General features: G+C 67.3%; 8 protein-coding genes. 4 read left to right on the top strand and 4 right to left on the bottom strand.

The window, feature by feature from the left end:
- Positions 1 to 56 precede the first annotated feature (56 nt).
- A complete protein-coding gene (locus tag BYZ73_RS16605) occupies positions 57 to 2,345 on the bottom strand; it encodes a xanthine dehydrogenase family protein molybdopterin-binding subunit (protein ID WP_112316803.1) in 2,289 nt (762 codons plus the stop codon).
- Positions 2,346 to 2,466: 121 nt separating this feature from the next.
- Here BYZ73_RS16605 and BYZ73_RS16600 point away from each other — a divergent pair, with 121 nt between their 5' ends.
- Positions 2,467 to 5,436: a valine--tRNA ligase gene (locus BYZ73_RS16600; RefSeq protein WP_112316802.1), complete on the top strand. Its 2,970-nt coding sequence runs from the start codon at positions 2,467 to 2,469 to the stop codon at positions 5,434 to 5,436.
- A 159-nt stretch (positions 5,437 to 5,595) separates the two neighbouring features.
- The gene (gene thrS, locus BYZ73_RS16595) at positions 5,596 to 7,542 is read left to right on the top strand and encodes a threonine--tRNA ligase (RefSeq protein ID WP_112316801.1); all 1,947 of its coding nucleotides are present in this window, start codon (positions 5,596 to 5,598) and stop codon (positions 7,540 to 7,542) included.
- 76 nt (positions 7,543 to 7,618) lie between these two features.
- On the opposite strand, the gene BYZ73_RS16590 is transcribed toward thrS, so the two are convergent.
- Positions 7,619 to 7,945 (bottom strand): arsenate reductase family protein, encoded by a 327-nt coding sequence (locus tag BYZ73_RS16590; RefSeq protein ID WP_112316800.1) that lies wholly within the window; start codon positions 7,943 to 7,945, stop codon positions 7,619 to 7,621.
- A 220-nt stretch (positions 7,946 to 8,165) separates the two neighbouring features.
- Between BYZ73_RS16590 and BYZ73_RS16585 the strand changes: the two genes are divergently transcribed.
- Complete coding sequence (locus BYZ73_RS16585) at positions 8,166 to 8,372, top strand: cold-shock protein (RefSeq protein ID WP_108023109.1); 207 nt, start codon at positions 8,166 to 8,168, stop codon at positions 8,370 to 8,372.
- 83 nt (positions 8,373 to 8,455) lie between these two features.
- On the opposite strand, the gene BYZ73_RS16580 is transcribed toward BYZ73_RS16585, so the two are convergent.
- The gene (locus BYZ73_RS16580) at positions 8,456 to 8,854 is read right to left on the bottom strand and encodes a DUF2177 family protein (RefSeq protein WP_108023690.1); all 399 of its coding nucleotides are present in this window, start codon (positions 8,852 to 8,854) and stop codon (positions 8,456 to 8,458) included.
- A 228-nt stretch (positions 8,855 to 9,082) separates the two neighbouring features.
- On the opposite strand from BYZ73_RS16580, the gene BYZ73_RS16575 reads away from it, so the two are divergent.
- On the top strand, positions 9,083 to 9,466 hold the full coding sequence (locus BYZ73_RS16575; protein WP_112316799.1) for a GFA family protein: 384 nt from the start codon (positions 9,083 to 9,085) through the stop codon (positions 9,464 to 9,466).
- A 23-nt stretch (positions 9,467 to 9,489) separates the two neighbouring features.
- Here the strand turns inward: BYZ73_RS16575 and BYZ73_RS16570 are convergent, their stop codons facing one another.
- Entirely contained in the window at positions 9,490 to 14,250 is a 4,761-nt protein-coding gene (locus BYZ73_RS16570) for a hypothetical protein (protein WP_112316798.1), read from the bottom strand.
- Positions 14,251 to 14,253: the final 3 nt, after the last annotated feature.

The raw sequence follows: 14,253 nt of genomic DNA, 5'->3' as shown, positions 1-14,253 counted from the left end.
CCAAGGACGACCGGTCCGAATTTTCTGCGAAAATTCGTGGCCCCGCGGGGAGGGCGTCAGTCTGCGGACTGCAGCAGGCGCCAGACCCGTTCCGGGGTGAACGGCATGTCGGCCCGGCGCACCCCCTTGTCCCAGAGCGCGTCCAGCACCGCATTGCCGACCGCCGCCATCGACCCCACCGTCCCGGCCTCGCCGCAACCCTTCATGCCCAGGGGATTCGTCGTCGAGGGCACGGGTTCGGTCGTGAAGGTCACGAAGGGCATGTCGGCGGCACGCGGCATGGCATAGTCCATGAAACTCGCGGTCAGAAGCTGGCCGTAGTCATCATGCACCACCCGTTCGCAGAGCGCCTGGCCGAGCCCCTGCGCCACCCCGCCATGGACCTGCCCCTCGGCCAGACGCGGATTGACCAGATTGCCGAAATCGTCGGTCACCGCGTAGCGCAGCACCCGCGTCTCGCCGGTCTCGGGGTCGATCTCGACCTCGGCGACATGGGCGCCGTTGGGATAGGAGCGCCCCGGCAGGGTGTAGGCCGCGCGGTGGCGCAACAGATCCGTCCGCCCCGCCGCCCGCGCCATCGCCGCCGCCTCGATCAGCCCCGGCGTCAGGTTCGAGCCCGGCGCCCGGAACCGGCCCTCGTCGAAGCCGAGCACCCCGGGATCGACGCCCATCTCGGCCGCCAGGAACGGCGTGAACGCCGCGACCATGACCTCGACCGCCGCGAGCGTCGCGCTGGCCTGAGTGGTGACCGAGCGCGAGCCACCGGTCCCGCCGCCCGAGGCGATGCGGTCGCTGTCGCCCTGGATCACCCGGATCGCCTCGACCGGCAGCCCGGTCCGGTCGGCCAGAAAGCGGGCATAGACCGTCTCGTGCCCCTGCCCGTTCGACTGGGTGCCGACATAAAGATTGACCGTCCCATCCGCGCAGAACTCGATCTCGGCGCCTTCTGTCGGATCGCCGAGGATCGACTCGATGTAGCAGCACAGCCCAAGCCCCCGAAGCCGCCCGCGCGCCGCGCTTTCGGCCTTGCGCGCGGCAAATCCCGCGCGGTCGGCGACCGCCTCGACGCGCGCCAGAACCCGGGCGAAATCGCCCACATCGTAGGTCTCGCCGGTGGGCGTGCGGTAGGGGAAGGCCGCGGGCGCGATGAAATTTCGCCGCCGAAGCTCCCAGGGGTCGATGCCCAGTTCGCGGGCCGCAAGATCCATCGTGCGTTCGAGCGCGTAGATCGCCTCGGGCCGCCCGGCGCCGCGATAGGCGTCGACCTGGGTCGTGTTGGTGTAGACGCCCTTCACCGCCAGATAGGCCGCCGGAATGTCGTAGACCCCGGTCAGCACCTTCGAGAACAGCTCTGACTGGATCAGCTGGGCGAATTCGGAATTGTAGGCACCCAGGTTGGAAATCGTCTCGACCCTGTAGCCGGTGATGCGGTGCCCGGCATCGAAGGCGATTTCGACTACCGAGACGAGATCGCGGCCCGCATTGTCGGTCAGCATCGCCTCGGTCCGGTCCGACATCCAGCGCACCGGCCGGCCCAGCGCCCGCGCGGCATGGGCGATGACGTAATATTCGGGATAGCTCATCGCCTTCATCCCGAAACCGCCGCCGACATCGGGGTTGGTCACGCGCACCGCGTCTTCGGGCAGCCCCAGCATCGCCGCCAGCTTGGCCTTCTGCCCCCAGACCCCCTGCCCGTTCACGCACAGATGCAGCCGCCCGTCCGACCACTCGGCCCAGGCGCCGCGCGGCTCCATCGCATTGACGATCACCCGATTGTCCGGAACCTCCAGCCGCACCGTATGCGCCGCCGAGCGGAACGCCTCGTGCACCGCCGCCTCGTCGCCCATCGCCCAGTCATAGGCAAGGTTCAGCGGCGCCTCGGCATGGATCTGCGGCCCGCCCACGGTCAGCGCCAGGTGCGGGTCCAGATCGTGCAGGTCGAACTCGATCTCTTCGGCGGCATCCTTGGCGGCCAGCGGGGTCTCGGCGATCACCACGGCCATGGCCTCGCCGACGAAGCGCACGCGGTCCCGGGCCAGCACGGGCCGCGCGGGCGCGGCGCCCGTGCTGCCGTCGCGATTGGTGACCACGGTCGCGCGCATCGACAGATCGACCCCCGCCGCGGCCAGATCGGCCGCGGTCAGCACCGCCACGACCCCGGGCGCCGCAGCCGCCCGGCTTACATCCAACGCGCGGATCTCGGCATGGGCGACCGGGCTGCGCAGAAACACCGCATGCAGCGCCGAGGCCGGGGCGATATCGTCGACATAGCGTCCCTGGCCGGTCAGAAAGCGCAGGTCCTCGAACCGCACGCCGGTCTGGCTCTTGCCGAATTTCGTATCCATCTGTCCTGTCCTCCCTGTTGCGGCGAGGGTAGCGGCAGGGGGGCATCTGTCCAGAGGGCTTGGCCTTGGCGCCGCCTTTCGCTAATCACGCCGCAGCCCAATTCGATGCAAGGGACCTCCGATGCCCATGGAAAAGACTTTCGACGCCGCAACGGCGGAACCGCGCCTTTACGAGGCCTGGGAAAAGGCCGGCTGCTTCACCGCCGGAGCGAATGCCTCGCGCCCCGAGACCTTCTGCATCATGATCCCGCCGCCGAACGTGACCGGCAGCCTGCATATGGGTCACGCCTTCAACAACACGCTGCAGGACATTCTGGTGCGCTGGCACCGGATGCGCGGCTTCGACACGCTGTGGCAGCCGGGTCAGGACCATGCGGGCATCGCGACCCAGATGGTGGTCGAGCGCGAACTGGCGAAAGAAGGCAATCCCGGCCGCCGCGAGATGGGACGCGAGAAATTCCTTGAAAAGGTCTGGGCCTGGAAGGGCCAGTCGGGCGGCACCATCGTCAACCAGCTGAAACGGCTGGGCGCCTCCTGCGACTGGTCGCGCAACGCCTTCACCATGTCGGGCGCGCCCGGCGCGCCCGCGGGCGAGGACGGCAACTTCCACGATGCCGTCATCAAGGTCTTCGTGGACATGTACAACAAGGGCCTCATCTATCGCGGCAAGCGGCTGGTGAACTGGGACCCCCATTTCGAGACCGCGATTTCCGATCTTGAGGTCGAGCAGGTCGAGGTCGATGGCAACATGTGGCGCCTGCGCTATCCGCTGGAGGATGGCGCGACCTACGAGCACCCGGTCGAATTCGACGAAGAGGGCAAACCCACCGCCTTCGAGACCCGCGACTATCTGGTCGTCGCCACCACCCGCCCCGAGACCATGCTGGGCGATACCGGCGTTGCCGTGCACCCCGAGGACGCGCGCTACCGGCACCTTATCGGCAAGACCGTGCGGCTGCCGCTGTGCGGCCGGTCGATCCCGATCGTGGCCGACGACTATGCCGACCCGACCAAGGGCACCGGGGCCGTCAAGATCACGCCCGCGCATGATTTCAACGACTGGGGCGTCGGCCAGCGCACGGGGCTTCGGGCCATCAACATCATGTCGACCCGCGCTGCGATATTCCTGAAGGACAATGCCGATTTCGCCGAAGGTTGCGACGCGGCGCTGGTGGCCGACGCCATCGCCCGGTTCGACGGGCTCGACCGCTACGAGGCGCGCAAGGCCATCGTCGCCGAGGCCGAGGCCGAGGGCTGGCTCGACGGCATCGACAGCGACCGGCACATGGTGCCCCATGGCGACCGGTCCAAAACCGCCATCGAGCCCTATCTGACCGACCAGTGGTTCGTCGACACGCAGAAGATCGTGGGCCCCGCGCTCGACGCTGTCCGCAAGGGCATGGCGGCGCAGGAGGCGGGCACGTTCGACCAAAAGGCCGGCTACACCCGCATCCTGCCCGAACGCGACGCCAAGACCTATTTCCACTGGCTGGAGAACATCGAGCCCTGGTGCATCAGCCGCCAGCTCTGGTGGGGCCACCAGATCCCGGTGTGGTACGGGCCGGCATTTAATCACGCCGTCGAAAGCGGCATTGGAACCCTAAGCCCAGACAAACAATCAATTCAGTTTGTTGGCTCAAGCTTTGAAGACGTCGCAAAAGCGGCGCGGCGTGCTTACGGCTGCCACATTGAAGAAGTTTTCCCGGACATGAGCGGGAGAATCCCGCTCATGTTCGAAGACCACGACACAAAGGGTCTTACTTCGGTGGGTCTCTGCCGCGACCCCGACGTCCTCGACACCTGGTTCTCGTCCGGCCTCTGGCCCATCGGCACGCTCGGCTGGCCCGAGAAGACCTCTGAACTGGCGAAATACTTCCCGACCGATGTGCTGATCACCGGCTTCGACATCATCTTCTTCTGGGTCGCCCGGATGATGATGATGCAGCTGGCCGTGGTCGACCAGATCCCGTTCCACACCGTCTATGTCCATGCCCTCGTCCGCGACGAGAAGGGCAAGAAGATGTCGAAAAGCCTGGGCAACGTGCTCGACCCGCTGGAGCTGATCGACGAATACGGCGCCGATGCGGTGCGCTTCACCCTGACCGCCATGGCCGCCATGGGGCGCGATCTGAAGCTGTCGACCAGCCGGATCGCGGGCTACCGCAATTTCGGCACCAAGATCTGGAACGCCACCCGCTTTGCCGAGATGAACGGCGTCTTCGAAGGCTATGCGCCGACCGGGGACATCCCCGCCCCCACCGAGACCGTGAACAAGTGGATCGTGGGCGAGGTTGCGCGCGTCCGCGAGGCGGTCGACGAGGCGCTGGCGGCCTACCGCTTCAACGACGCGGCCAACGCGCTTTATGCCTTCGTCTGGGGCAAGGTCTGCGACTGGTATGTGGAATTCTCGAAACCGCTGCTGATGGACGGCACCGACGCGCAGAAGGCCGAGACGCGGGCGACGATGGCCTGGGTCATCGACCAGTGCCTGATCCTGCTGCACCCGATCATGCCCTATATCACCGAGGAGCTTTGGGCCACGACCGCCGAGCGGCCCAAGATGCTGGTCCATGCCGACTGGCCCGCCTATGGCGCCGATCTGATCGACGCGGGCGCCGACCGCGAGATGAACTGGGTGATCGCGCTGATCGAGGAAATCCGCTCGGCCCGGGCCCAGATGAACGTGCCCGCGGGCGCCAAGATCGCGATGCTTTACACCGAGCTGGACCAAGCGGGCAAAACCGCCTGGACGCGGAACGAGGCGATGATCCAGCGCATGGCCCGGATCGAAAGCCTGACCGAGGCGAAGACCCTGCCCAAGGGCTGCGTGACCATCGCGGTCGAGGGCGGCGCCTTTGCCCTGCCGCTTGAGGGCATCATCGACGTGGCCGAGGAAAAGGCGCGGCTGGAAAAGACGCTTTCCAAGCTGGAAAAGGACCTCAAGGGGCTCGAAGGCCGGTTGAAGAACCCGAAATTCGTCGAAAGCGCCCCCGAGGACGTGGTCGAGGAAACCAGGGACCTGGTCGCCGCCAAGACCGAAGAGGCCGCGAAACTGCGCGTCGCTCTCGAGAGGCTGGCCGAACTCGCCTGATCCGGGGGACCTGAGCCTCCCCCTTGCCACCATTGCCGCCCGGGCCGCCCTGCCGCAGCCCGTGCGGCTTGACTTGAGCCCCGCGCAGGTTCACTAGACCAACCGACATAACCCGCAACCGGGCGTTCCGTGGGCGCCAAACCGACGAGGAGGCCGATCATGGGCCAGATCACTCTCACTTTCCCCGATGGCAATCAACGCGCGGTCGAGGCCGGGACCACCCCCGCCGAGATTGCCGCGAGCATCTCCAACTCCCTGGCCAAGAAGGCGATTTCGGCGCAGGTCAATGGCCGCCATTTCGACCTGCAATGGCCGATCACCGAAGATGCCTCGATCGCCATCAACACCATGAAGGACGACGCCCCGGCGCTGGAACTGATCCGGCACGACCTTGCGCATATCATGGCGCGGGCGGTGCAGGCGCTGTGGCCCGATGTGAAGGTCACCATCGGCCCGGTCATCGACAACGGCTGGTATTACGATTTCGACCGCGCCGAGCCCTTCACCCCCGAGGATCTGGGCCAGATCGAGGCGAAGATGAAAGAGATCATCAACGCCCGCGACCCGGTCCGTACCGAGATCTGGGACCGCGCCCGCGCGATCAAGCATTACGAGGACAATAACGAGCCCTACAAGGTCGAGCTTGTCGGCATGATCCCCGAGGATCAGCAGATCCGGATGTACTGGCATGGCGACTGGCAGGACCTCTGCCGCGGCCCGCATCTGCAGCATACGGGCCAGGTGCCGGGCGATGCCTTCAAGCTGATGAAGGTCGCGGGTGCCTATTGGCGGGGCGATTCCAACCGGCCGATGCTGCAGAGGATCTATGGCGTGGGCTTCCGCACCCGGCAGGATCTGAAGGATTACCTGACCTTCCTCGAAGAGGCCGAAAAGCGCGACCACCGCCGTCTGGGCCGCGAGATGGACCTGTTCCACCTGCAGGAAGAAGCCCCGGGCCAGATCTTCTGGCACCCGAACGGCTGGAAGATCTACACCACGCTGCAGGATTACATGCGCCGCCAGCAGGAACGCGACGGCTATGTCGAGGTCAACACCCCGCAGGTCGTGGACCGCAAGCTGTGGGAAAAGTCGGGCCACTGGGACAATTATCAGGAAAACATGTTCATCGTCGAAGTGGACGAGGAGCATGCCCGCCAGAAGGCCATCAACGCGCTGAAGCCGATGAACTGCCCCTGCCACGTGCAGATCTTCAACCAGGGCCTCAAGTCCTATCGCGACCTGCCCCTGCGGATGGCCGAATTCGGGTCCTGCAACCGCTATGAGCCCTCGGGCGCGCTGCATGGCATCATGCGGGTACGCGGCTTTACCCAGGACGACGCCCATATCTTCTGCACCGAGGACCAGATCGAGGCCGAAGCGAAGAAGTTCATCGACTTCCTGGCGAAGATCTATGCCGATCTCGGCTTCGAGAACTGGCGGGTCAAGCTGTCGACCCGGCCCGAGAAACGCATCGGCAGCGACGAAAGCTGGGACCGCACCGAAGCGGCGCTGGGCTCGGCCTGCCGTGCCGCGGGGTATGAGTACGAGATCAACGAGGGCGAAGGCGCGTTCTACGGGCCGAAGCTGGAATTCGTGCTGCGCGATGCCATCGGGCGCGACTGGCAATGCGGCACGCTGCAGGTCGACCCCAACCTGCCCGAGCGGCTGGACGCGACCTATATCGGCGCCGATGGCGACAAGCACCGGCCGATCATGCTGCACCGCGCGGTCGTGGGCTCGTTCGAACGCTTCATCGGCATATTGATCGAGAACTATGCCGGCAAGCTGCCATTCTGGATCGCGCCGCGGCAGGTCGTGGTGGCCTCGATCGTGTCGGATGCCGATGCCTATGTGCAGGAGATCGTCGCGGCCCTGCGCGCGGCGGGTGTGCGGGCCGAGGCCGATATCCGTAACGAGAAGATCAACTACAAGGTCCGCGAACACTCGCTGTCCAAGGTGCCGGTGATCCTTGCCATCGGCCAGCGCGAGGTCGAGGACCGGACCGTGTCGGTGCGCCGTCTGGGCGAGACCCGGACCGAAACCGTGGCCTTCGACAGCCTGCTGCCGCAACTGGCCGCCGAGGCGCGCGCCCCCGATCTGGCCTGAGCCGCGCGACATACCACCGAAAGAGGCGCCGGACGACCGGCGCCTTTTTGCTGTTCGGGGACGCGGACGGTCCGCGTCAGCTTGCCAGCGTCAACGCGGTCGCGGCGTCCCAGCCCAGAAAAAGCCGCCCCTCGGCCTCGATCACCGGACGTTTCATCAGCGTCGGATGGGCCTCGAGCAGATCGAGCGGATCGGCCGCCCGCGCCGCCTCGTCCAGCTCGCGCCAGGTGGTCGAGCGCCGGTTCACCAGATCCGGTCCCAGCGTCTGGAGAAACCGCGCGATCTCGGCCCGCGGCAACGGCGCCGCGCGCACGTCGTGAAACGTGACCGGCTTGCCCGCGCGCTCCAGCGCCGCCTTTGCTTTCCGGCAAGTGTCGCAGGTTTTTAAACCGTAAATTACCATTCCAAACCTCGATTGTTTCCGGGCGCAACCTAGCCGAGATTACGGTGCAATCTACAGGGCTCTTGATTTTTTCACGATTCTTACTGCATTGTTTCTTGTGTGACGGCAGACGACCTGGACGACCGCTCCTCCTTCAGGGGCAGCCGGGAGACTGGAAGACCTGGCTGTGACCTGCCGCGCCGCAATCCCGCGGGCGCGGAAACGACCGAGGAGACAGACGATGCCCACCGGCACCGTGAAATGGTTCAACACCACCAAAGGCTATGGCTTCATCGCGCCCGACGATGGCGGCAAGGACGTTTTCGTGCACATTTCCGCCGTCGAACGCGCCGGCATGACCGGCCTGACCGACAACCAGAAGATCGCCTACGAGATGATCGAAGGCCGCGACGGTCGCAAGTCGGCCGGGGATCTGAAGGCCCTGTAATCGGTCGCGCGGGAGGTGGCGGCACCGGCTGCCACCCTTCCCCGGGAACCTGACCTTAGAAGGGTCTGCCGGAAGGCGGCGCGTCAGACGAAGATGCGCGCCACATAGACCCCGATGCAGGCCGAGACCCCGGTCAGCAAGGTTCCCCAGCAGGTATCGAGCGCCACCTGAACCGGCGACCAGCGCCGCAGCGTGGCGAAGTTGGTGAATTCATAGGTGCCGTAGGCCATCGCACCGACCACCATGCCTTCGATCAGCGCCTGCCCCGGATTGCCGCGCACCAGTGCGGGCCAGGACACCAGCCAGACAAGCCCCAGCACATACGCCAGATAGAAGACCGCCGCCGCCCCCATGCGCGGACGGTCCCGCATCCAGTCGCCGAGATAGCGCGCGAAAAGCGGCTGCATGACCTTGCGCAGCATCAGCGCATCGAGCGCCAGAAACACCAGCGCCGTGACAAGATAAAGAATGATCGCAATGATGACGGACATGACCCTCGCTTTCCCGATTTTTCCCTTACGGGCGGCCAACGTTCGGGCGCGGGCGCGGGTTCCCGGTTGGCCCCCCGGACGCCGGTCCCGGGGACCGGTTTCGGGCAGGCCGCCCGGACCCGATGTCAATCGGCGGCAGGACTGGCCATCTGTTCAAGCCCCTGCCCCTGCCCCTGCCCGTGCCTGTGCGCAGGGCACCGGGACCGACGGAGGCAGACCATGACCCCGGTCACCGGCGGATGCCTTTGCGGGGCGGTCCGGCTGGAGGCGGCCGGCCCGCCGCTTCGGGTGGCCGTCTGCCATTGCCTGGACTGCCGCAAGCATCATGGCGCCGTCTTCTATGCCGCAGCGATCTTTCCCGAGGCCGCGGTCACGGTCGAGGGCGCGCCCAAGCACTATCGGGGGCGGTATTTCTTCCCGGTCTGCGGCGCGTCGGTCTTCGCCCGCAGCGGCGACGAGGTCGAGATGCATCTGGGGACGCTCGATACGCCCGACCTTTTCGTGCCAGACTACGAGACCTGGACCATCCGCCGCGAACGCTGGGTGCCGCCCGTCGCGGGGGCCGCGCAATTCGCCCGCGCCCGCGACGCGGACGACGCCTAGCCCCCGACGGCCCCGAAGCGGGGTCAGCGGACCAGCAGGGCCTCGGGGTCGAAGGTTTCGGCAAAGACCAGACGTTCCTCGATGATCCGGCGCGGGAAGAGCCGTCCGCCATGGCGCTCGTTGACCGTGTTGTCGGAATAGAACCGCTCGAACTCGCGGACCAGAATGCGGCGCGGCCCCGCACCGCCGGGCAGCGTCACGCTGGCGTCCCAGAAGGCGGGATCGGGCAGGAACGGGTCGATCGGGCGGGTCGGTGTGACCAGATCCCCGATCGTGCCGCCCATCGCGGTGCCAAGCGCGCGGCCGATGGCCAGACTGCGATCCTCGGCGGGCGGCAGGGTGACCCGGCCACCCGCCGCCGGTGTCACGATGCGGCCCCCGGCGGGTCCGGGCGACACGGTGGCCGAGAGCGCCCCCGTCCCCGCGGGACGGTCAAGCGACAGCACCCCGTCGCGGGCCGCGGACAGCCCCCCCGGCGAGAAGACAGGGCCGATGCCGCCTTCCTCTTCCTCGCCCACGACATGGTCGTGCAGCACCTGCACGTCTTCCCAGGCCAGATCGCTGTCGATCCCGTCCTTCTGGCGCTGCAGCACGATCTCGACCCGGTTGCGGCCGGTCTCGAACGGCCCGTTGACGAAGGACACGTTCTGGAAAGCGGAGTCGCGGTCAAAGCGCAGCGGCCCGCTTTCCGGGTCCGGCCCGTGCAGGCTGACCGACAGCACCGAGCCCGAGCGCGTCGCCCGCACCCGGCGGCGCGGCAGCACCTGGGCAAACTCGGCCAGAACCACGCGCGAGATCCTGGCCCCCGGCATCGCATTGGGCTGATAGCGCACCAGCGCCAGCCGCACGAAGGGCATGTAGCTCGACCCGGGCGACAGTTCGATATCGCAATACCAAAGCCGCCGGTCGTCATCCCAATGCACCCGATGCCCGACGATCCGTACAGAGGGATCACCCGGGCGCTGTTCCTGCAGCGCCAGCGTTTCGGCGGTCACCCGGGCCGGGAAGTCGGCGTCGCGGATCGTCTGTTTGGGTGCCGGGCTTTGCCAGAGCGGATCGGTCCCCCATTGGGTGACGAGCTTTTCGTACCGTTCCGGGATCTCGTTGAAATTGCCGCCATCGCGGTGAAGGACCACCCCCAGCAACTCGCCATCGCCCGAACTGAACCAGGGCCGGTCGAGCCAGACCCGCAACCCGTTGCCGGTCCGCGTCGCGGTATAGCCGGTCGCGCCGGTGCTGCGGCTCCAGCGGAAGGTGGGCACGACATACAGCAACCGCGGGTCTTTGGGCGGGGCCGAGGCCAGCACCCGGGTCTGCGCGGTCGAGCCCGCGGGATCGGGCAGCACGGGCGCCCCCATGTCGTCCTCGGGCGGCAGGGCCATCGCCTCGCCCAGCGCAACCGGCCCCAGCTGCGTGACCAGATCGGTTCGCCCGTAAAGCGCGGGCGGCAGGTATTCGCGGAACCGGGTCGTTGCGCGCATCCGGTAGGCGATCAGCCGGAACCGGGTGTCGCCAAGATCATGCACGTCGCCGCGCTTGGCCTCGGGGTCGGTCAGCTGCGCCGAAACCGCCGTCGAAAGCACCAGAGCGTTGGGGTGGTTCTCGGCCAGCCGCACCTCGCCCAGCTGGCCGCGAAAGGCGACACGCTCGGGCCGGGGTTTGGCGATGTCGTCGACCCATTCCGACCAGTCGGCCTCGATCTCGATCTTGCCGGTCGAGGGCCCGTGCAGCCGCACCTGACGGCAGGAGAGGCGCAGCTCGCGGTCGCCCCTGCCCCGGCTCGTGATCATCTGGATCATCTCGGGGCGGCAGACCGGCGCCTGTGTGGCATGGACCAGCGTCAGCGGGCGATAGGGCGTCATCAGCCAGTTGGTGCCCATCGAGGCGGCCTTGCGGCAGGCCTCGGCGGCCTTGGCCGACTCGGTCCAGTGCGGGATGCCGAAACTGTCCAGATGGCGCGGCGAGACGAAGCTGGCATACAGCAGCCGCACGATCCGGCCTTTCTCGACGAAAAGGGTCAGTTCGCGCTTGTCCTCGTCCCAGACCGGCAGGCCCCTGTCGGGGAAATCGACGGCACAGGGCAGGTCGCTGTCGGTTTCGGCGCGTTCGGCCAGAACCAGACGGAACCCCGCCAGATTGGGCCAGTCCCCGCCATGCCGGACCAGCAGGATCAACCGCTCGCGGTCGTCGCGCACGACCCGGGCACTGGGGCCAAGCACCATCTCGTCGTCGATCCCCGGCAACGCATGGCCGCGCGCCGCCCGGATCGAGATGCCGCCCGTCGCCCCGTCGGGCAGATAGGGCGTGGTCAGCGCGGCTTCGCGGTGAATCACGTATTGCCCGCCCGCCATCCGGTCGCCGACCGGGTTGTCAGCCGAGGGCAGCGCGGGCGGCACGGCCGCCGTGGTGGCGATCGCCCCCAGCGTCTGCGGCGTGATCAGCTCGATCTGCGCGCCCGGCAGCGGGTCGTAAAGCGTGCCCGCCTCGCGCGCGGCGATGGCGTAGCCCTCGCGGATGCGCTGCCAGTCGCCGAAGAACGGATCGAAGAAGCCATGGGTCTCGCATTGCTGCTGCGAGGATTTGGGCGGCACCAGATGGCGCTGATTGGTTTCGGTATAGGCGAAATCGGCCGAAGCCGGTTCGGCCGCCGCCGCCTGGAAATCGGGGTCATTTAGATATTCGCCGGTCGTTGCGTTGAAATTCGACCGGATCACCAGCCGTTCCAGCTGTTCGCCCTCGCTCAGCCTTTCGCGCTGGACCAGCACGGGCGGATCGACCGGCTCGAAGCGCCAGTAGCCGACCGCGTCGCTGGCCTGTTCCAGATCGCCCAGAGACGGGTCCTTGAGGCCCAGCGAATTGCCCGCCAGATCGACGACCCGCGCCCGCAGCCGGTACAGCGCGCCGAAGCGCAGGCGCGGCAGGCTGCCCTTCTGGGCCGCAAAGGTGACGGCCAGATCGTTGCCCTTTTCGGCGGTGTCGGTGACATCGGCGGGCAGTTCGGCCTGCAGGTTGTCGTCCTCGCCGGTTTCCGACCGGATGGTCCTGCCCGGACGCGGCGCGGCCAGGCTCCAGCCCGACCAGCGGAACAGGCTTTCATGCAGGTACTGTTCGTCTGCGTTGTCGGGATCGCCCGACACCGAATGGCCCGAGACATAGCCCTCGTCGGGCGGGAATTTCAGCTGCTCGCCGGTCGAGATCACGCGATAGTCGCCAACCCGGGCCTGCAGGCTCTGCCAGTCGCCGGGATGGACCCGGTCGGGCACCCGGGCCACGTCGATGCGATAGCCGCGATGCACATCCTCGGCAAACAGCACCACCTTGTCGGCATTGCCGGCCGCGATCTCGGCATTCTTCAGATCGGCCGCGGCGGCCAGTTGGGCCAGATCGGTGGCGCGGCCGTGCTGCGACACCCCGATCCCGCCTGACCGCAGCGCCGCCACCCCCTGCCGGTCGGGCGTCGTGTAGGTCACCTCGCCATGGCTCTGGCGCAGGCTCAGGCTGCGGGCCACGAGGTTCTGCGCGGTCAGCGCGAAGTTCACCGTCTTCAGCGCCGCGCCATCGGGATCGACCTGATAGAGATCGAAGAGACCGGGCTTTTCGTCCTTGGCCACCTGCCAGCCATCGTCGCTGTCCTCGAGCCGCAACAGCCCCGCGTCATGCTGCGCGCTGCGCGGGCGCGGCACGAACCGGTCCTTGCGGGCCAGCCAGGCGGTGCGGGGCATGGCGTCCTTGCCGGGCGCGGGCCCGTCCCATTTCAGCGCCAGCTGCATCTGCCCGATGCCGGTGCCGCCGCCCGCCGCGATCCGGTCGTCGATGACCTTGCCGGTGTCGAGCACGCAGTCGATCACCAGCCCCAGCCCGCGTTTCAGATCGCCATAGTCGGCATAAGACGCCACGATCCGGTGGAAATCGTACTCGGGCGCGGGCGGCGGCGGGGTCACGTCCTTGAAATCGGGGCGGCGCTTGAGCTTTTCCAGGTCGCTCGCGCGGGTCCGGCGGTAGAAGCGGTCGGCCTGATAGAAGGTGTATTCGTCGGCCGAGGTGAACTGCCCCATCACGCCGGCGGCCGCGCCCGCGGCCGCGGGCGGCACCCAGTCGGGCGGCAATGCGCGGCGCGGCCGGCTTTCGGCCGCATCGGGCGTGCCCGTCTCGCCCTCGACGCCCGGCCCGGGCACGGCCATCGAAAAGACCGAATGGTCCGAGAAGACGGACCGGTCGAGGATCTTGTCGATATCGTCGCCGAAGAAGCGCGAGAATCCCGGTAGCGGCACCTCGACCGAACGGTCGCCGAAATTGATGATCTGGGTGCGCGTCCCAAGATCGCCCAGCATGCCCTTCAGCGCGGGATCGGCATCCTTCCAGGGCAAGAGAACCGGATGTTCGTCGCCCGACTGCGCCGCGAGCCGCCCGTAATGGCGCCGCGCGAAGGCCAGCACGTTGCGCACCGCGTAAGACCGCAGGTTGACCCGGCTCATGTCGGTATAGACGAAACCCGCAACCGGGGTCTCTTCGGTGAAGAAGCGTTTCCAGAGAGCGCTGTCGGGTTTCGACACCGGGGTCAGGCGCACCAGCGTGCTGCCGATCCGCCCCCGGAAATTTGCCCGCTCCAGCGTGGCGGGCCAGTCGAGCCAGGGCTCGTAGGCTTTCAGCACCTGTTCATCGGGCGCCTGCGGCGTCAGACGGGGCGAGACTACAAGGCTGACCCGCCACTTGCCGTCATGTTCGCCCCCGTCGGCCACGCGGCCATAGGGCAGGACGGTCCAGACCAGAAACTGCTCTGCCATGGT

This window comes from Rhodovulum viride (assembly GCF_003265965.1).
In the GTDB taxonomy this organism is placed as follows: domain Bacteria; phylum Pseudomonadota; class Alphaproteobacteria; order Rhodobacterales; family Rhodobacteraceae; genus Rhodovulum; species Rhodovulum kholense.
Note: the sequence above shows the minus strand (reverse complement) of the source record. Positions and strands in the feature narration are given on the sequence as shown.

Coding starts and splice junctions, on each gene's coding strand:
- BYZ73_RS16605 (WP_112316803.1), bottom strand. CDS start 2,345: ATGGATACGAAATTCGGCAAGAGCCAGACCGGCGTGCGGTTCGAGGAC.
- BYZ73_RS16575 (WP_112316799.1), top strand. CDS start 9,083: ATGACCCCGGTCACCGGCGGATGCCTTTGCGGGGCGGTCCGGCTGGAG.
- BYZ73_RS16570 (WP_112316798.1), bottom strand. CDS start 14,250: ATGGCAGAGCAGTTTCTGGTCTGGACCGTCCTGCCCTATGGCCGCGTG.
- thrS (WP_112316801.1), top strand. CDS start 5,596: ATGGGCCAGATCACTCTCACTTTCCCCGATGGCAATCAACGCGCGGTC.
- BYZ73_RS16585 (WP_108023109.1), top strand. CDS start 8,166: ATGCCCACCGGCACCGTGAAATGGTTCAACACCACCAAAGGCTATGGC.
- BYZ73_RS16590 (WP_112316800.1), bottom strand. CDS start 7,945: ATGGTAATTTACGGTTTAAAAACCTGCGACACTTGCCGGAAAGCAAAG.
- BYZ73_RS16600 (WP_112316802.1), top strand. CDS start 2,467: ATGCCCATGGAAAAGACTTTCGACGCCGCAACGGCGGAACCGCGCCTT.